Origin of the sequence: Caulobacter sp. (assembly GCF_049283275.1) — a bacterium.
Classification (GTDB): Bacteria; Pseudomonadota; Alphaproteobacteria; order Caulobacterales; family Caulobacteraceae; genus Caulobacter.
In genome coordinates this window covers 1-16,663 of sequence record NZ_JBAPVS010000225.1, presented here as the reverse complement: position 1 = coordinate 16,663, position 16,663 = coordinate 1, and the positions used below count along the sequence as shown (strand labels likewise).

The 16,663-nt window shown below is 67.4% G+C and carries 18 protein-coding genes and 1 tRNA gene; 10 read left to right on the top strand and 9 right to left on the bottom strand.

Features of this window, described 5'->3' with window-relative positions:
• Nucleotides 1–47 precede the first annotated feature (47 nt).
• The 3 genes from WAL33_RS12740 to WAL33_RS12730 form a co-directional block, all read right to left on the bottom strand.
• Nucleotides 48–1,757, bottom strand: coding sequence for an ATP-binding protein (locus WAL33_RS12740; protein WP_422181921.1), 1,710 nt, complete (start codon nt 1,755–1,757; stop codon nt 48–50).
• A gap of 240 nt (nt 1,758–1,997) precedes the next feature.
• On the bottom strand, nt 1,998–2,300 hold the full coding sequence (locus WAL33_RS12735; protein ID WP_422181920.1) for a DUF167 family protein: 303 nt from the start codon (nt 2,298–2,300) through the stop codon (nt 1,998–2,000).
• 4 nt (nt 2,301–2,304) lie between these two features.
• Nucleotides 2,305–2,634: a YggT family protein gene (locus WAL33_RS12730; RefSeq protein WP_422181919.1), complete on the bottom strand. Its 330-nt coding sequence runs from the start codon at nt 2,632–2,634 to the stop codon at nt 2,305–2,307.
• Between the two features lie 124 nt (nt 2,635–2,758).
• Here WAL33_RS12730 and WAL33_RS12725 point away from each other — a divergent pair.
• From WAL33_RS12725 to WAL33_RS12705, 5 genes are all read left to right on the top strand, one after another.
• Nucleotides 2,759–2,834 (top strand) — tRNA-Ala (locus tag WAL33_RS12725).
• A gap of 220 nt (nt 2,835–3,054) precedes the next feature.
• Nucleotides 3,055–3,582, top strand: a complete 528-nt coding sequence (locus WAL33_RS12720; protein WP_422181918.1) for a hypothetical protein — start codon at nt 3,055–3,057, stop codon at nt 3,580–3,582.
• A gap of 268 nt (nt 3,583–3,850) precedes the next feature.
• Entirely contained in the window at nt 3,851–6,061 is a 2,211-nt protein-coding gene (locus tag WAL33_RS12715) for a penicillin acylase family protein (protein ID WP_422181917.1), read from the top strand.
• 61 nt (nt 6,062–6,122) lie between these two features.
• A complete protein-coding gene (locus WAL33_RS12710) occupies nt 6,123–6,584 on the top strand; it encodes a hypothetical protein (RefSeq protein WP_422181916.1) in 462 nt (153 codons plus the stop codon).
• A gap of 10 nt (nt 6,585–6,594) precedes the next feature.
• Nucleotides 6,595–6,987 (top strand): hypothetical protein, encoded by a 393-nt coding sequence (locus tag WAL33_RS12705; protein ID WP_422181915.1) that lies wholly within the window; start codon nt 6,595–6,597, stop codon nt 6,985–6,987.
• On the opposite strand, the gene WAL33_RS12700 is transcribed toward WAL33_RS12705, so the two are convergent.
• Together WAL33_RS12700 and WAL33_RS12695 are read right to left on the bottom strand one after the other, a co-directional pair.
• Nucleotides 6,984–7,448 (bottom strand): DUF6130 family protein, encoded by a 465-nt coding sequence (locus WAL33_RS12700; protein ID WP_422181914.1) that lies wholly within the window; start codon nt 7,446–7,448, stop codon nt 6,984–6,986. The two genes, WAL33_RS12705 and WAL33_RS12700, sit on opposite strands and share 4 nt — an antisense overlap.
• A gap of 68 nt (nt 7,449–7,516) precedes the next feature.
• A complete protein-coding gene (locus WAL33_RS12695; protein WP_422181913.1) occupies nt 7,517–8,188 on the bottom strand; it encodes a VOC family protein in 672 nt (223 codons plus the stop codon).
• A 151-nt stretch (nt 8,189–8,339) separates the two neighbouring features.
• Between WAL33_RS12695 and WAL33_RS12690 the strand changes: the two genes are divergently transcribed.
• The gene (locus WAL33_RS12690) at nt 8,340–8,825 is read left to right on the top strand and encodes a MarR family winged helix-turn-helix transcriptional regulator (protein ID WP_422181912.1); all 486 of its coding nucleotides are present in this window, start codon (nt 8,340–8,342) and stop codon (nt 8,823–8,825) included.
• A gap of 83 nt (nt 8,826–8,908) precedes the next feature.
• Here WAL33_RS12690 and WAL33_RS12685 read toward each other — a convergent pair whose 3' ends face one another.
• From WAL33_RS12685 to WAL33_RS12675, 3 genes are all read right to left on the bottom strand, one after another.
• Nucleotides 8,909–10,138 (bottom strand): argininosuccinate synthase, encoded by a 1,230-nt coding sequence (locus WAL33_RS12685; RefSeq protein ID WP_422181911.1) that lies wholly within the window; start codon nt 10,136–10,138, stop codon nt 8,909–8,911.
• Nucleotides 10,139–10,258: 120 nt separating this feature from the next.
• On the bottom strand, nt 10,259–10,618 hold the full coding sequence (locus WAL33_RS12680; RefSeq protein ID WP_422181910.1) for a hypothetical protein: 360 nt from the start codon (nt 10,616–10,618) through the stop codon (nt 10,259–10,261).
• Nucleotide 10,619: 1 nt separating this feature from the next.
• Nucleotides 10,620–12,596 (bottom strand): potassium transporter Kup, encoded by a 1,977-nt coding sequence (locus WAL33_RS12675; protein ID WP_422181909.1) that lies wholly within the window; start codon nt 12,594–12,596, stop codon nt 10,620–10,622.
• A gap of 170 nt (nt 12,597–12,766) precedes the next feature.
• On the opposite strand from WAL33_RS12675, the gene WAL33_RS12670 reads away from it, so the two are divergent.
• From WAL33_RS12670 to WAL33_RS12660, 3 genes are all read left to right on the top strand, one after another.
• Nucleotides 12,767–13,204, top strand: coding sequence for an Rrf2 family transcriptional regulator (locus WAL33_RS12670; RefSeq protein WP_422181908.1), 438 nt, complete (start codon nt 12,767–12,769; stop codon nt 13,202–13,204).
• 168 nt (nt 13,205–13,372) lie between these two features.
• Complete coding sequence (locus WAL33_RS12665) at nt 13,373–13,978, top strand: flavodoxin family protein (protein WP_422181907.1); 606 nt, start codon at nt 13,373–13,375, stop codon at nt 13,976–13,978.
• 254 nt (nt 13,979–14,232) lie between these two features.
• A complete protein-coding gene (locus tag WAL33_RS12660) occupies nt 14,233–15,033 on the top strand; it encodes an SDR family NAD(P)-dependent oxidoreductase (RefSeq protein WP_422181906.1) in 801 nt (266 codons plus the stop codon).
• A gap of 6 nt (nt 15,034–15,039) precedes the next feature.
• Here the strand turns inward: WAL33_RS12660 and WAL33_RS12655 are convergent, their stop codons facing one another.
• Complete coding sequence (locus WAL33_RS12655; protein ID WP_422181905.1) at nt 15,040–15,735, bottom strand: MarC family protein; 696 nt, start codon at nt 15,733–15,735, stop codon at nt 15,040–15,042.
• 87 nt (nt 15,736–15,822) lie between these two features.
• On the opposite strand from WAL33_RS12655, the gene pyrF reads away from it, so the two are divergent.
• Nucleotides 15,823–16,512: an orotidine-5'-phosphate decarboxylase gene (pyrF, locus tag WAL33_RS12650; protein ID WP_422181904.1), complete on the top strand. Its 690-nt coding sequence runs from the start codon at nt 15,823–15,825 to the stop codon at nt 16,510–16,512.
• The last annotated feature ends 151 nt before the right edge of the window (nt 16,513–16,663 follow it).

Sequence of the window (16,663 nt, the reverse complement as noted above, 5' to 3'; positions counted from 1 at the left end):
CCCCTCTGGGGGAGGTGGCCCGGAGGGCCGGAGGGGGTTTCGCCGACCTAAGCCGCCGCTTGGCCCGCCGCCCTCGCGGCCGGCATCACTTCGCTCAGCGCCGCGTGCAGTTGGCTGGGGTCGATGGGCTTGGCGACGTGGGCGTTCATGCCGGCGGCGTGGCAGGCTTCCCAGTCCTTGGCGGTGGCCGAAGCGGTGACGGCGATCACCGGGATGTCTCGGTTGGGACCGTCGGCGGCGCGCAACTGGCGCGTGGCGTCGCGGCCGTCCAGGCCCGGCATGTAGACGTCCATCAGCATGACGTCGAACACCTCCGACTGCAGCAGCTCCAGGGCTCGTTCGCCGGACTCCGCCAGGGTGGGCTGGATGCCGAACGACTGCAGGACCAGTTCGATGGCGCGGCGGTTGACCATATGGTCGTCGACCACCAGCACCCGCGCGCCCTCGATGGCCGCCCCGCCGGCCAGGACGTCCGGCGCCTGGGCGGCCTCGACCCGAACCTCCACCCGAAAGCGCGCACCCTTGCCGGGTTTGCTGGTCACCGTCAGGTCGCCGCCCATCAGCCGAGCCAGTTCGCGGCTGATCACCAGGCCCAGGCCCGAGCCGCCATGTTCGCGCGCCACGTTGGACGCCAGTTGGTCGAAGGGGGTGAACAGGCGCGCCATTTGCTCTTCGGTCAGGCCGCGCCCGGTGTCGACGACAATCGCCTCGAACATCAGGTGGTCCCCGGCCTCGCGCGCGGTCAGGCGCACGGTGACCGCGCCTCGGTCGGTGAACTTGATGGCGTTGGACAGCAGGTTGTTGAGCACCTGGCGCAGCCGCATGGAGTCGCCGGCGACCCATCGCGGCAGGCCCGCCGCGCCCTCGACCCGCAAACGAAGGCCCTTCTTGTTGGCGTCCGGCCGCCACAGGCGCAGCGTGTCGGCCATGGCCTGGCGCAGATCGAACGGGGCCTGCTCGATCGCCATCCGCCCGGCGTCCAGGCGCGACAGGTCCAGCAGGTCGTTGAGCAGGGTGCGCATCATCGCGCCGGCGTCGCCGATCAGCTGGGCGTGGAGTTTGGAGGCGGCTTCGGGCACGTCGCCGTGCAGGCGCGCGGCCCCGGCCAGGATGGCGCTGATCGGCGTGCGCAGCTCATGGCTGATCATGGCCACGAACGCCGACTTGGCGGCGACGGCCTCCTCGGCCTCATGGCGGCGACGTTCAGCCTCCTCCTTGGCCGCGGCCTCGGCGGCCAGGGCGCGTTCCAGGGTGCGGGCGGCGACGAACACCGAGACGATCAGCAGCACCACGCCCAGCCAGAGGGCGTCGGCCAGGCGCGCGCCCGGATTGGCCGCCCGGGCGATGAACGGCACGATCATCAGATAGACCACGTGCGGGGCGGCCGCCGAGATCGTCGCCGACCTCAAGCTGGAATTGACGACGATGACGTTCAGCAGGGCGCCGGCCAGCAGCATGCCGCCCAGGGTCGGGGCGAAGCGCACCGGCGAGGCGAACAGCGGCAGAGACAGGAAGCCGAAGATGATCGAGGTGATCGCCGGCATGGCCGCTACGACGTACCGCAAGGCGCGGCCGGGATGGGGCTGCTGCAGCAACCGGCGGATCAGCACCAGCTCGAGCAGTTGAGCGGCCGCATAGGTCCCCGCCCACAGCCAGGTCCAGCTGGCCCCCATGAAGACGTGCAGCATCAGGGCGATCATCACCGTGGCGACGACGCGCAGATAGAGATTGCCGCGCCGCGCGAGCGCCGCCCTCATCTCTCCCGACTGATGTCGTACGTCGCCCACTTACCCCCCCCCGCGCCGAGTGGCCCCCGCCACGCGCAAAGAGCCCATAGCATGAAACAGCGTCGCTAAGAGGGGATGAAAAACAGGGTTCGCCGAGGTCTTTTTCTCGAATCGTCGAGCAAACTCGACCTTGTTTCGGGTCGGGACGGGTATTTTCGGATGGTCAGCGGCGGCGCGATGAGATTTTCGACCGCGCCTTGCATGGCGGTGTCACGAAACCCGTCCCGGGGGCTGTCCCAGAGCGCGCGCCAGCGACAAGACGTCGCAGTCGCCGACGTCGACCATCTTGATCCGAGCGCCGGCGCCCGAGACGATCGACAAGGACGACTTGGGCACGCCCAGGGTCTTGGCCAGCAGAACCAGGAGCGCGGCGTTGGCCGCCCCTTCGACCGGCGGGGCGGCGACTCGCACCTTCAGATAGGGCCGGCCCTCGCCGTCGACCGCCCAACCCTCGATCGCCTCGCGCCCGCCGCGCGGGGTGAGGCGGACCGCCAGGCGGGTCTGCGAAGTCATGGGCCTAGTAGTAGCCGCCGCCGCCGACCAGGCTGATCAAGCCGTGTTGCAGGGCGGGCAACAGGATGGCCCGCACGCCTGTGATGATCAGCAGCACGACGATCGGGCTGAGATCGACGCCGCCCAGCGACGGGATGATCCGCTGGAACGGGCGCAGCACCGGCGCGGTCACCCGGTCCAGGACGGTGCTGATCTGATAGACCGCCCGATTGCGCAGATTGATGATGTCGAAGGCCACCAGCCAGCTCAACACCGCCGAGATGATGATCGCCCACCACAGCAGGCTCAGCAAAGCGCCGGCGATGAAGAAGACGAAGTTGATGATGGCGACCATGGGCTTCCCGTCCGCGTGCACTGCTTCTTGCCGCGCCTTGGCGGCCCTGGCAAGCCACGGCCGTCGTTGGACCCAACCGGGCGCTTGACGGGGCGGTCGCCCCAAAGTATCTCCGCGCTTCCTTGGGGCCGTAGCTCAGATGGTAGAGCGCCTCGTTCGCAATGAGGAGGTCAGGGGTTCGATTCCCCTCGGCTCCACCAAGGACCTTCCAAAGGCATTGAACGCCCTGGAAAACCTAAGAGATCAGTTCCTTAGAAAATTTCCAAGCCTCCTGCATCTGCTACACAACGCAGGGGACGAAATGCAAACTGGCCGCTTTGTCGCTGCGTATCTTAACGCCACCCCCTGATGACGGCACCTACGAGGTGTTTGCTGGCATCATTGGAAGGCCAGGCTAGTTAAGTGGTGGAGCCGACCAAGGTGACCGACACTGCGACTGAAATGCTTGAGAAGGCCCTAGCGGCAGACCGGAGGCGGCGCGAGCCTCTCGTTGCGGAAGCCAAGAGCCTGGGCGACCGGCACGATGACCTCATGCTGAAGTGGCACCTGTCGCTTGCGGTCGGCAACGGGGCTGGCGGGATCGGCCTGACTTCCGCAATCGTCAACACGTGGACTAAGACAATACCACAGTTTCCCTTTGTCGCGGGGCTCTGGTGCTTCGCCGTAGGTCTGTTGGCTGCGGGCCTGATCCCGCTGCTGCGAGCCCTACGAATAGATCGTGATCGCAGCCAGAAGCTCGTTTCAGCGTACTCTTTTCCCCACGGCGGCAAGTCCTACGTTTACGTTGATGAGAACGAAATGGAGGAAAGCGACACCTCTTGGGATCGGCACGGGAGGATTGGAAGGTGGTGGTCGAGGGCTGCGATTGGCGCGCAGATCCTAAGCGCCGCAGGCTTTGCCGCCGGGGTGCTTGTCCCGCTCATCTGGCTCACAATTCACCTAAGATGAGGTCCCTATTTATCGCCTCGCCGCCTTCTACACAGAGCGCCAACAAATGTGGTTGGCAGGTCGTTCTAAGTGGCTAGCTCTATTGGTTCTGAGGTGGTTCCGCTCGGCTCCATCAAGCACCTTCCGACATCCATTGACCGTTGGCGTGACCACCGCCGCGCCCGTTTTTCGCGCGGCGCGGGTCTGATCAGGCCTGACGCGCGCGCGAGTCTGGACAAGGCTTAAGCGGCGCCTGACGGTCCCAGCCCTGGATCGGGAGGGCGTTGCTTTGCGTATCGGAAACCTGCTGTTGCTGTCGGCCGCCTGCGCGGCGCTGTCGACGTCCGCCCTGGCCGCCTCGCCCGCCGGCGATCTGGTCCGCCAGCGCGCAGCGGCGGCGAGGGTGCAGATCGTCCGCGACGACTGGGGCATTGCCCACATTCACGGCAAGAGCGACGCCGACGCGGTGTTCGGCATGGTCTACGCCCAGGCCGAGGACGACTTCAACCGGATCGAGGCCAACTACCTGACGGCTCTGGGCCGCACGGCCGAGGCGGAAGGCGAGAAGGCGGTCTGGCAGGACCTGCGGATGAAGCTGTTCGTCGATCCGGCCGATCTTCAGGCGCGCTACGCCAAGAGCCCCGCCTGGCTGAAGGCCCTGATGGACGCCTGGGCCGACGGTCTGAACTTCTACCTGGCCGCCCATCCGGACACCAAGCCTAAGGTCCTCACGCATTTCGAGCCGTGGATGGCGCTGAGCTTTACCGAGGGCAGCATCGGCGGCGACGTCGAGCGCATCTCGCTGGGCGAGCTGGAGGCCTTCTACGGCAAACCGCAATTGCAGGCCTCGGCCGAGGTGAAGGCGCGGGAGTTCGCACAAGCCGTGGAATTCCGCGAGCCCACCGGCTCCAACGGCTTCGCCATCGCCCCGTCCAACACCAAGGACGGCCACGCCCTGTTGCTGATCAACCCGCACACCTCGTTCTTCTTCCGCTCCGAGCTGCAGATGACCAGTGACGCGGGGCTGAACGCCTACGGCGCGGCGACCTGGGGTCAGTTCTTCGTCTATCAGGGCTTCAACGCCCATGCCGGCTGGATGCACACCTCCAGCACGGTCGACGTAGTCGACGAGTTCGCCGAGACGATCCGGAACCAGGACGGCAAGCTGTTCTACGCCTACGGGACCGAGGAGCGGCCGGTCGTGACCAAGACCGTCGAGGTCGCCTACAAGACCGTCGACGGCGGCCTGGCCCGCAAAACCTTCACCACCTACCGCACCCACCACGGTCCCATCGTCCGGGCGGCCGACGGCAAGTGGGTCGCCTTCGCCATGATGTACAAGCCGGTCGAGGCGCTGGAGCAGTCGTTCCTGCGCACCAAGGCCACCGACTACGCAAGCTTCCTGAAGGTGGCCGAGCTGAAGGCCAATTCCTCCAACAACACCCTGTTCGCCGACGACAAGGGCGAGGTGGCTTACCTGCACCCCCAGTTCATTCCCCGCCGCGACGACCGCTTCGACTACACCAAGCCGGTCGACGGGGCCGACCCGGCCACCGACTGGAAGGGCCTGCACGCCCTTTCCGAGGCGCCGCGGCTGAAGAACCCGCCCAACGGCTGGCTGATGAACACCAACAACTGGCCCTATTCGGCGGCCGGCCCCTACAGCCCCAAGCCGGCCGACTTCCCGCGCTACATGGACAGCGTCGGCGAGACCCCGCGCGGGATCCACGCCACGCGGGTGCTGACCGGGCGCAAGGACTTCACCCCGCCCACCCTGATACAAGCCGCCTACGATCCCTACCTGACCGCCTTCGCCGACCTGATCCCGACCCTGTCACAGGCCTATGACGACACACCCGACGGCGATCCGGCCAAGGCGCGGCTGGCGCGTCAGATGGCGGCGTTGAAGGCCTGGGACCTGAACTGGTCGGAGGGCTCGACCGAAACCTCTCTGGCGGTGTTCTGGGGCGAGGCCCTGTGGGCCAAGTCGTCGGCCGAGGCCAAGAAACAGGGCCTGTCGGTCTATCGCTACATGGCCGAGCGCACGACCTCGGCCCAGAAACTGTCGGCCCTGGCCGAGGCGTCGGACCGGCTGACCGCCGACTTCGGCGACTGGCGCACGCCCTGGGGCCAGATCAACCGCTTCCAGCGCAACGACGGGGCCATCGTCCAAACCTTCGATGACGAGAGGCCCTCGATCCCCGTGCCCTTCGCCTCTGGCCAGTGGGGTTCGCTGGCCTCGTTCGGGGCCAAGCGCTATCCGGGCACGAAAAAGTACTACGGAACCAGCGGCAACAGCTTCGTGGCCGTGGTCGAGTTCGGGCCGAAGGTGAAGGCCCTGGCCGTGTCGGCCGGCGGCGAGAGCGGCGACCCGGTCTCGAAACACTTCGCCGACCAGGCGCAGCGCTACGCCAAGGGCGATCTGCGGACGGTCTATTTCTATCCTGACCAGTTGGCGGGCCATGTCGAGCGGACCTACCGACCGGGCGAGCTCAAGTAGCGAAGTGCGCTTGAGTCGGTCGCGATTGCAGCTCATGGTTGGCCTTGGGGGGAAACGTCCTATGAGCCTTGTCCACGCCATTCGCGCCCTTGGCCGCACCGCGAGCGTCGCCGGCCTGACGCTGGTTCTGAGCGCCTGCGCGGTGTTCGCGCCGCCCTATGACGCCACGCTCGACCAGAAGACCACCGCCGCTTACGAGAGCGCGGCCAAGTTGGCGGCCGAGGCCGAGATGGGCGCCTACCAGGACAAGGCCACCTATCCCGGCAAGGTCGAGACCTATGCCGGCATCCAGGCCGGCCTGGCCGTCGCCGCCCTTCGCGCGGGATCGGCTCCGACCAGCGGCCAGGGCGCGGAAAGGGCCCGGGACCTGACGGTCGGCTTGATCAAGAGCTGCGGCGCTCGGGTCTCGAGCCTGGCGACCTTGCACAAGGCCCAGGGAATCAAGGCCGACGCCGGCCTGACCGAGCCGATGATGAGCAGCTGCGACCTGGCGGCTCGCGCTGTCAGGGCGATGAAGAACTAGGGGGGAGAGCATGACCGATTTCCCAAATCTGGTGATCGACGACGTGGGCGACCTGGTGTCCGCGCTCGAGGACGAACTGGGCGGCGTCTCGACGCGGTGGTGGAACAAGAACAAGGGCGTGGTGGCGGGCAATCTGAAAAGTCTGGCCACGGCCGCGATCAAGACCCAGGCCGCCCTCATCGAGGGCCGGATCGATCAGGAAACGGCTGAACTGGCGCTCGCCGAGCAGAAGGCGTCGCTTCAGGATGTGCTGAACTTCACCGAACTGATGACCCTGGTCCTGGCCCAGCAGCTGCTGGACGCGACGTTCAGGCTGATCGGCTGGGTGATCTACAACAAGACCGGCGTGAACCTGGCCCCCGACCTGGTGCAGCCGACCGCCGGGACGGACATTTCGGGCTAGTGATGTCCGCCCGTTGCGCCCGAGGTCGCCGGGACGATGAACGACACGGTCTGACCACTGAGGACCCGATGGTCGGGCAGGGCCAGTTCGAGCAGGATCTTGTGCGGTCCAGGGGGCAGACCGACGACCACAACCGTCTGATCGTCGCTGGCGTCGGCCCAGTGCCAGGGCAGGTTGTCGACGGTGACGTGCAGATGGCCCGCGCGCGGCGAGACGTCCAGGGCGCCCGCGCCGAAGATCGGCAGGATACGGAAGTTTTCCGTGCGGTATGGGATCAGCACCGAGCCCGCCGCCAGGCGCGCCGGGATCGGCGGTTCGACGATCAGCTTGGGTGGAGGCTCGTTCGCGATCGGCAGGAACACCGACGCCGCGGGTTGGGCCGACGCGGTCTGGACGGCGGCTGCGGTCAGCAGGGCGGCGCCGATGACGGTCGCGGCCAAGGTCTTGGTGAGCGTGGTCATGGTGGTCTCTCTTGTGTGGGATGTGGGGAGAGCGGCGGCGCGCCGGGGTCGGCGCGCTGCGTGACGGCCTAGAGAGGCAGAGGGGCGCCCGATTGCTCGGCGGCCATGTAGGCGGCGTACCAGTCGGGCCAGTTGACGTCGTAGGCGCCGCCGGCGCGCGTCTCATGCTCGCCGTGGGCCTTGCCGGCGCGGCGCAGGGCGTCGGCCAGGTCCGCCGTGGAGCCGAAGCCGGTCACGCCGGAGTCGATGCGGCCCGGGAACCGCGTGGTCACTTCCTGCAGCAGCCAGCTATTGCCGTCCGGGTCGCTGAAGGTGGCGAACGAGGCGTAGCTGCGGCCATCCGGATCGGGGCCGTTCTGGCGGGCGTCCGGGTCGAAGCGGTAGCCGCCGTTCCGGTCGTGGAAGACCTCGCTGACAGCGACGCCCTTGGCGACCAGCGCGGCGCGGGCCGCGACGATGTCGGAGACCGCCAGGAAGGTCAGTTGCGCCGAACCCGGCGCCGACGGCGAGACGCCGGTCCCGAACATGACCGAGGCGGCCGAGCCCGGGGGCGTGAAGTGGACGATGCGCGCATCGCCTTCCCGGTGGTCCACGTCCAGGCGCCAGCCCAGCTGTTGGTAGAAGTCGGCGGCGCGATGAACGTCGGAAACGGGCAGGAGCAGGACTTCGAGCTTGGTGTCGAGGGCGGTCGGGATCGGCGCATCGGCTTGCGGGCGATCGAGGATTTGGGCGGCGGTCATCTGGAGGTTTCCCTGGGTTCGTGATTTAAATCGGTACCGATTTATTCGGTATCGATCTAATGAGCCGAGATAACCGCCCTGTCAACCCCTTCCGATTTAATCGGTATCGATTTATATAGGTGGCGAACGATCACGAACCGCGAGACGACGCATGACCTCCGCCGCCCAGACCGCCGCGCCCCCGGCCGCGAAGACGCCCGGCCTCGATGACTTCCTCTGCTTCGCCGTCTATTCAGCCAACCTGGCCTTCGGCCGGGCGTACAAGCCGCTCATCGAGTCGCTGGGGCTGACGTCCTACACCCAGTTCATCGCCATCGTGGCGTTGTCCGAGGAAGACAACCAAAGCGTCGGCGCCCTGGGCGAAAAGCTGTTCCTGGAATCCAACACGCTGACGCCGATCCTCAAGAAGCTGGAGGTTCTGGGCTATGTCAGCCGTCGCCGCGATCCGGCGGACGAACGCCAAGTCATCGTCAGCCTCACGCCGGAGGGTCGGCGCGTGAGGGAGACGGCGCGCACGCCGCAGGCCAGCCTGCGGGTCGCCAGCGGCCTGGGGGAAGATTTCCCGGTGGTGCAGAAATTGATGGTCAAGCTGCGTGACAATCTGCTCCGCGCCTTGCGAGGCCCGCAACGAGATTAGGTCGGGTTTTCGGTCGATAGCAGATCCAACAAAAAAGCCCCGCCGTCGCCGGCGGGGCTTTGTCGTGTCGAAGACCCTGAACCCTAGGCGTCGCGCTTGTCGCGCTTGGCCAGGACGCGCAGGCGCAGGGCGTTGAGCTTGATGAAGCCGCCGGCGTCGCGGTGGTCGTAGGCGACCTTGCCCTCCTCGAAGGTGACCAGGTCCTGGTCGTAGAGGCTGTAGGGGCTGCTGCGGCCGATGACGCTGACATTGCCCTTGTAGAGCTTCACCCGCACCTGGCCGGCGACCTTGGCCTGACTGTAGTCGATGGCCGCCTGCAGCATCTCGCGCTCCGGCGTGAACCAGAAGCCGTTGTAGACCAACTCGGCGTACTTCGGCATCAGCTCGTCCTTCAGGTGCATGGCGCCGCGGTCCAGCGTGATCGACTCGATGCCGCGGTGGGCGGCCAGCAGGATCGTGCCGCCCGGGGTCTCGTAGACGCCGCGCGACTTCATGCCGACGAAGCGGTTCTCGACCAGGTCCAGGCGACCGACGCCGTTGTCGCGGCCCAGTTCGTTGAGCTTGGTCAACAGGGTGGCCGGACTCATCTTCACGCCGTCGATGGCGACGGGGTCGCCCTTCTCGAAGTCGATGGTGATGACGGTAGCCTTGTCGGGCGCGTCCTCGGGCGCGATCGTGCGCATGTGGACGAACTCGGGGGCCTCGACGGCCGGGTCCTCGAGGACCTTACCTTCCGACGAGCTGTGCAGCAGGTTGGCGTCGACGCTGAACGGGGCCTCGCCGCGCTTGTCCTTGGTGATCTGGATCTGGTGCTTCTCGGCGAAGTCCAGCAGGGCCTCGCGGGACTTGAAGTCCCACTCGCGCCACGGAGCGATCACGGTGATGTCCGGCTCCAGGCCATAGTAGCCGAGCTCGAAACGGACCTGATCGTTGCCCTTGCCGGTCGCGCCGTGGCTGACGGCGTCGGCGCCCATCTTGCGGGCGATCTCGATCTGCTTCTTGGCGATCAGCGGACGGGCGATCGACGTGCCCAGCAGATACTGGCCCTCATAGACCGTGTTGGCCCGGAACATCGGGAACACGAAGTCGCGCACGAACTCCTCGCGCACGTCCTCGATGAAGATGTTCTCCGGCTTGACGCCGGCCGCCAGGGCCTTGGCGCGCGCCGGCTCGATCTCCTCGCCCTGGCCGAGGTCGGCGGTGAAGGTGATGACCTCCGCGCCGTATTCGGTCTGCAGCCACTTGAGGATGATCGAGGTGTCGAGACCGCCCGAATAGGCGAGCACGACCTTCTTCACGGGCTTGGTGGCCATGAGCGGGTCCTTTAGAGAAACACAAAGTCGCAAGCGCCTCTCCTTCGGAGAAACACCGGGTCGCGGGGCGTTTAGCGCGGTTTCAACCGCATTGAAACGGCATGGCGCGAAGATCGTGTGTCAGAGCTTGATCTGGCCTTCGGCGACCAGCTGATTGAGGGCGCGGCGCACCTGGGTCAGATGGACCACTGCGAAGATCGCCGCCAGGATGGCGCGCACGCACAGCAGGATGATCCCGACGTTCAGGTCCACCGGCCGGCGGCTTTCGACCAGCAGCCACAGGCTGAGCAGGAAGGCGAAGGTGGGCAGCGAGGCCAGGGCCACGGCGCGCGGGGCCCGCCACAGGGTCTTTCCCGACGGCGACCACAGAACCGGCACCAGCACGTCCCGGACCTTGCCCCAGGCCATCCGCGAGGCGCCGCCCATGATCGACAGGGCCAGCAGCCACAGGATGTCGCCGAGGACCGCCAGAACGCCCATCCTAGACCGTCACCTGGGCGCCCAACTCGACCACGCGGCCGGGCGGGATCTTGAAGAAGTCGGTGGGATTGGCGGCGTTCTTCATCAGGAAGATGAAGATCCGGTCCTGCCACAGGGGCATGCCGCTGTTGGCCGACGGCACGATCGATCGGCGGCCCAGGAAGAAGCTGGTGGCCATGATGTCGAACTTCAGCCCCTGCTGCTTGCGCAGCAAGGCCAGGGCCTTGGGCACGTTGGGGCTTTCCATGAAGCCGTAGAAGATCTCGACCTTCTTGAAGTCGGCGTTGACCGCCTGGGTGCGGATGCGGTCCTCGTCATTGACCCGGGGTGTCTCGGCCGTGCGGACGGTCAGGATCACGTTGCGCTCGTGCAGCACCTTGTTGTGCTTGAGGTTATGCATCAGCGCGACCGGGGTCATGTCCGGGTCGGACGTCAGGAAGATCGCCGTGCCCGGGGCGCGGTGTGGGGCGCGGGCCCGCAGAATCTCCATCAGGTCGACCAGGGGCACGCTGTCGCGGCGGGTCTTGTCGGTCAGGATCTGGCTGCCGCGCACCCAGGTGGTCATGATCGTGAACAGGGCCGCGCCGATCAGGACCGGCAGCCAACCGCCGGTGAAGAACCTCAGGGCGTTGGCCGACAGGAAGGCCAGGTCCAGGGCCATGAAGGGAATGAGGAAGGCCAGGGCGGCCGGCAGCTTCCAGTTCCACAGGCGGCGCATGACGATATAGGCCATCATGGTCGTGACGATCATCGTGCCGGTCACCGCCAGGCCGTAGGCATGGGCCAGGGCCGAGGAGGTCTGGAAGGTGATCATCACCGCCAGAACGCCGACCAGCAGCATGGTGTTGAGCTGGGGCACGAAGATCTGGCCCGACTGTGTTTCCGAGGTGCGGCGCACGTCCAGGCGCGGCAGCAGGCCCAGCTGGATGGCCTGCTGGGTCAGAGAGAAGGCCCCGGTGATCACCGCCTGGCTGGCGATGACGGTCGCGGCGCCGGCCAGCAACACCAGCGGCAGGCGGAAGGCCTGCGGCGCCATCTCGAAGAACCAGTTCAACTCGTGGAACGGCCGGCCGGCGGCGGCGGCGGCGTCGAACTCGGTCAGGGCGAAGGCGCCCTGGCCCAGATAGTTCATGAACAGGCACGGCAACACGAAAAACAGCCAGGCCGCCTGAATCGGCCAGCGCCCGAAGTGGCCCATGTCGGCGGTCAGGGCCTCGGCGCCGGTGACGGTCAGGAACACCGCGCCCAGCACCAGGAAGCCGGCCAGGCCATGCTCGATCAGGAAGTTGACGGCGTAATAGGGGCTGAAGGCCCGCAGGATGTCGGGGTGATCGACCAAGTGGTAGAGACCCAGGGCGAACATCACCGCGAACCACACGGCGCAGACGGGGCCGAACAGCTGGCCGACCTTGGCCGTGCCCCGGCTCTGGATGGCGAACAGGCCGATCAGCATCACGGTGGCGATCAACATCACCACCTGGTTGCTGATCTTGCCGTCTAGGGCGGGAATGGTGCGCAGGCCCTCGACCGCCGAGAGCACCGAGATCGCCGGCGTGATCACCGCGTCGCCGTAGAACAGCGCCGCGCCGACGACGCCCAGCACGAACACCAGGGTCGTGCGCTTGCCGATCGCCCGTTGGGCCAGGGCCATCAGCGACAGCACCCCGCCCTCGCCCTTGTTGTCGGCCCGCATGATGAACAGGACGTACTTGATCGTGACGACCAGGATCAGCGCCCAAAGGGCCAGCGACACCACGCCCAGGATCTCGGCGCGCGTCACCCCGTCATGGGCGGCGGTGTGCAGCGCTTCCTTGAAAGCGTAGAGCGGGCTGGTGCCGATGTCGCCGAACACGACGCCGACCGAGCCGAGCGCGAGCGCGAACAGACCGTGACCTTTGGGACCATGGTTTGCTTGCGGAGGCGTGTCGCATGAGGCGGCGCTATTGGAGGTGGGAGCGCCAGAGGCTTCGGAAGCCATTCAATCCCTCCGGGGTCGCCCTCGCAAAACGCGGTGCGGAGCCCCATATCGATCAAGCGGGGCGCGATACACCCAATCCTGCTCCGGTTCAATCGCGACCTGAACCTGGATAACAACGATAGTTTTCGGTTTGAACGCACGAGCGACGCCCTTAGGGTCCTGCCACAGAAATGTCCGACAGTCAGAAATTCCCCGTCGCCGCCCACGCCCTGGCCTATTTGGCGCACAAGAGCGCCTTTTCGGCTGACCGCGCGGTGGCCAGCGCCGAGCTCGCCGCCTCGGTCCCGACCAACCCGGTCGTGGTGCGTCGCGTGACCGCCATGCTGGGCAAGGCGGGGCTGATCGGCGCGCGCGCCGGCGCCAACGGCGGGGCCTGGCTGCTCAAGCCCCCTGAGTCGATCACCCTGGACGTCGTTCTGCGGGCCGTGAACGGCTGCGCTCACCTCGGCGTGGCCCCCAAGGGCGTCAAGGGCTGCCCGGTCGGCGAAAAGATCCCCGACGCCGTGCGCGGGGCGATGATCGCCGCCGACACCGCCGTGGCCGAGCGGCTGGCGACGATCTCGGTGGCCGACCTGCTGAACGGCGCCTCGGTCGAGGCGGCGGCCTAGGGCCTCGCCTTTTCGGCCGACATTCCCGACCTCATCGCCGCTGAACCGGCTTTTAGAATAACTGCACCACCTTCTGTTGCTGATACCCCTGGAAACCCGTGAAGGCGCACATATGTAATCGCCACGGCTTCAGTTTCGAAACCGACAACCTCTTCAGGGCTCACGACAATGACCAAGGTCGCCATCGTTTATCACTCAGGTTACGGCCACACCGCCGTTCTGGCCGACAAGATCGCGGAAGGCGTCCGCGACGCCGGCCAGACCCCGGTGCTGCTCAAGATCGACAACGCCGGCCAGGACTTCGCGCCGCTGATCGAACAGATCAATGAGGCCGACGCCGTGGTGTTCGGCGCCCCCACCTACATGGGCGACGTCTCGGGCGTGTTCAAAGTGTTCGCCGACGCCACCGCCGGCGCCTTCTTCACCGGCGCCTGGAAGGACAAGCTGGCCGCGGGCTTCACCAACTCGCACAGCTTCTCGGGCGACAAGGGCCATGCGCTTGAAAGCCTGACCATCCTGGCCGCCCAGCACGGCATGAACTGGGTGAACCTGGGCCTGGCCCCGCCGAACGTGACCGCCGCCGAACGCGGCCCCGACACGATCAACCGGGTCGGCTCGTTCATCGGCCTGGCCGCCCAGTCCGACAACGTTTCGCCCGAGATCTCCCCGCCGGCCGGCGACCGCGAGACCGCCCGCCTGTTCGGCGTCCGCATCGCCGAGGCCGCCGTACGCTGGACGCGCGGCGCCCAACCGGCGCTGAGCGAAGCCGCCTAACACGGTCCGGCTCGTCCTTCGCTATCCCCAGCTCGAAGGACGGGTCCGCGGCGCTCCGGCGCCGCCGAGGGGGCGCTTGAGCCCGAGCGCCCCCTCCCCTCTTCCCCCGTGAAGCGGGGGGAAGTGTCGCGATGCGAATACGCATCGTGACAAAGGGGGCCATCGCTGGCCTCCTTCGTCACCGCCTTGAACCAAATCATCACCCGTGCTCGACTCCGGCGAAGTTTCACTCTTCGTCTTGGACGTAACCCCGCATGGCTCGCCGTCTCGCCCTGATCACCGGCGCCTCCGCCGGCATCGGGGCCGCCTTCGCCCGCATCTACGCCAGCCACGGCTATGACGTGGCCCTGACCGCGCGCCGGCTGGACCGACTGGAGGCCCTGGCCGCCGAGATCCGGCTGCGGTTCGGCGTAGAGGCCTATCCGATCGGCGCCGACCTGGCCCAGCCAGACGCCGTCGACACCGTGCTGGCCGCGATCGAGGCCGAGGGCCGGGTGGTCGACGCCCTGGTCAACAACGCCGGCTACGGCCTGCCCGGCGCCTACGCCCAGACGACCTGGGCCGACCAGAGCGCCTTCCTGCAGGTGCTGCTGGTCTCGGTCTGCGGCCTGACCCACAAGGTGCTGCCGGGCATGGTCGAGCGCGGTTTCGGCCGCATCGTCAACGTCGCCTCCCTGGCGGGCCTGACCCCCGGCGCGGCCGGCCACACGCTCTACGCGGCGACCAAGAGCTTCCTGGTGAAGTTCTCCCAGAGCCTGCACCTGGAGAACCAGGCCAGCGGTGTTCACGTCAGCGCCCTTTGCCCCGGCCTCACCTATTCGGAATTCCACGACGTCAACGGCACCCGGGCCCAGATCAGCCAGTCGCTGCCCACCTGGCTGTGGCTGGGGGCCGATGAGGTGGCCGCCGCCGGCTATGAGGCCGCCGAGGCCAACCGCCCCGTCTGCGTGCCCGGCTCGCCCAACAAGGCCATCGCGGTGCTGGCTAAACTGATCCCCGACGACTGGGCCCTGGCGCTGATGGCCAGCCAGGGATCGCGGTTCCGGAAGGTCTAGCCAGCTCTATCGATGGTCAGCGTACGGCGCCTTGGCGTCTTGTCGCACCAGCCCCCGCGTCGCGTCCCCCACACCGATCAGCACGAACTGCACCGCCAGGGCGCAAAGGATCAGGCCCAGCACCCGCACCACGATGCTCATGCCGATCCGGCCCAGCACCCGGCTGATGATCGGCGAGGCCCAGAAGGTGGCCACCAGCACCACCGTCACCGCCGCGATCACTCCGCAGCCCAAGGCCATGCCCGCCAGGCCGAAGCTCTTGGCCTCGCTGGCGTAGATGATCACCGTCGAGATCGCGCCGGGCCCGATGAGCAACGGCATGGCGAACGGCACGATCAGCCGCTCGAAGCGCTGCTTGGCGTAGACCCGCGCCGACTGGCCCTCGATGCCCTCGGCCGCGTCGGCGAACATGGTGGTGAAGTCGTCGCGCACCATGTCCAACCCGAGGATGAACAGGATGATGCCGCCGGCGATGCGGAAGGCCGGCATCGAAATGCCGAAGAACTCCAGCAGGCTCACGCCGGTGAAATAGAAGAAGATCAGGAAGGCGGCGACGAACAGCCCGATATAGACCGCCACCATCCGCCGGCCGGCCGAGGCCGCCCCAAGGGTGGCGGCGGCGAACAGCGGCACGTTGCCGATCGGGTCGATCAGGGCGAACAGGGCGACGAAGAAGTTGACGGCGAGTTCTGCCTGGCTCATTCGACGTGCTTAGCCTTCAATTCGCGCCCGATGCTCAACCCTTCTTAGGGCGAAGCGCCGCCGCGCGCCACACCTCGGGGAACCGCCATGACCGCCGATCCGCGCCTGATCCTGCCGCTCGACCTGCCCAGCACCGTCGAGGCCCGCCAGATGGTCGAGACCCTGGGCGACGCGGTGTCGTTCTACAAGATCGGCCTGGAGCTGCTGGCCACCGACGGCATGACCCTGGCGCGCGAGCTCAAGACCCAGGGCAAGCAGGTGTTCCTGGACTGGAAGCTGCACGACATCGGCGCCACCGTGGAGCGCTCGGCCCGGGTGCTGGCCGGGGCCGGCTGCGATCTGCTGACGGTCCATGCCGAGCCGCAGGTGATGGCGGCGGCGGTCAAGGCCAAGGCCGGCTCGGACCTGAAGATCCTGGCCGTCACCGTGCTGACCAGCCTGACCGACGCCGACCTGATCGAGATGGGCTATGCGTTCTCGGCCCGCGACCTGGTGGCCCGGCGCATCCGCCAAGCGGTGGAGTGCGGGGTCGACGGCATCGTCTCCTCGCCGCAGGAGGCCGCCCTGGCCCGCGAGATCGCGGGGTCGGACTTCCTGGTGGTGACGCCGGGCGTGCGCCCCTTCTGGTCGGCCAAGAACGACCAGGCCCGCGCCGCCACCCCGGCCGACGCCCTGAAGGCCGGCGCCAGCCACCTGGTCTGCGGCCGCCCGATCACGGCGGCGAACGACCCCCGCGAGGCGGCGCTGAAGGTGGTGGCGGAGATGGCGGGGGTTTAGGAGACGGCGTCCTCCGCCCCCTCTGGGGGCGGACAGGCGGCGAAGCCGCCAGGTGGGGGCAAGTGTTCGCGGGCGCGACATGACAGGCACGGCTTCTCGACCTCGGGCTTTCGCGGCGAGTGGGTGGGGAGGCGCGGAGCGGACCGGGCCC

Excerpts from the sequence above, each read along its gene's own strand:
- WAL33_RS12740 (WP_422181921.1), bottom strand. The coding sequence starts at position 1,757 with ATGAGGGCGGCGCTCGCGCGGCGCGGCAATCTCTATCTGCGCGTCGTC.
- WAL33_RS12735 (WP_422181920.1), bottom strand. The coding sequence starts at position 2,300 with ATGACTTCGCAGACCCGCCTGGCGGTCCGCCTCACCCCGCGCGGCGGG.
- WAL33_RS12730 (WP_422181919.1), bottom strand. The coding sequence starts at position 2,634 with ATGGTCGCCATCATCAACTTCGTCTTCTTCATCGCCGGCGCTTTGCTG.
- WAL33_RS12710 (WP_422181916.1), top strand. The coding sequence starts at position 6,123 with ATGAGCCTTGTCCACGCCATTCGCGCCCTTGGCCGCACCGCGAGCGTC.
- WAL33_RS12705 (WP_422181915.1), top strand. The coding sequence starts at position 6,595 with ATGACCGATTTCCCAAATCTGGTGATCGACGACGTGGGCGACCTGGTG.
- WAL33_RS12700 (WP_422181914.1), bottom strand. The coding sequence starts at position 7,448 with ATGACCACGCTCACCAAGACCTTGGCCGCGACCGTCATCGGCGCCGCC.
- WAL33_RS12695 (WP_422181913.1), bottom strand. The coding sequence starts at position 8,188 with ATGACCGCCGCCCAAATCCTCGATCGCCCGCAAGCCGATGCGCCGATC.
- WAL33_RS12690 (WP_422181912.1), top strand. The coding sequence starts at position 8,340 with ATGACCTCCGCCGCCCAGACCGCCGCGCCCCCGGCCGCGAAGACGCCC.
- WAL33_RS12685 (WP_422181911.1), bottom strand. The coding sequence starts at position 10,138 with ATGGCCACCAAGCCCGTGAAGAAGGTCGTGCTCGCCTATTCGGGCGGT.
- WAL33_RS12680 (WP_422181910.1), bottom strand. The coding sequence starts at position 10,618 with ATGGGCGTTCTGGCGGTCCTCGGCGACATCCTGTGGCTGCTGGCCCTG.
- WAL33_RS12675 (WP_422181909.1), bottom strand. The coding sequence starts at position 12,596 with ATGGCTTCCGAAGCCTCTGGCGCTCCCACCTCCAATAGCGCCGCCTCA.
- WAL33_RS12670 (WP_422181908.1), top strand. The coding sequence starts at position 12,767 with ATGTCCGACAGTCAGAAATTCCCCGTCGCCGCCCACGCCCTGGCCTAT.
- WAL33_RS12665 (WP_422181907.1), top strand. The coding sequence starts at position 13,373 with ATGACCAAGGTCGCCATCGTTTATCACTCAGGTTACGGCCACACCGCC.
- WAL33_RS12660 (WP_422181906.1), top strand. The coding sequence starts at position 14,233 with ATGGCTCGCCGTCTCGCCCTGATCACCGGCGCCTCCGCCGGCATCGGG.
- WAL33_RS12655 (WP_422181905.1), bottom strand. The coding sequence starts at position 15,735 with ATGAGCCAGGCAGAACTCGCCGTCAACTTCTTCGTCGCCCTGTTCGCC.
- pyrF (WP_422181904.1), top strand. The coding sequence starts at position 15,823 with ATGACCGCCGATCCGCGCCTGATCCTGCCGCTCGACCTGCCCAGCACC.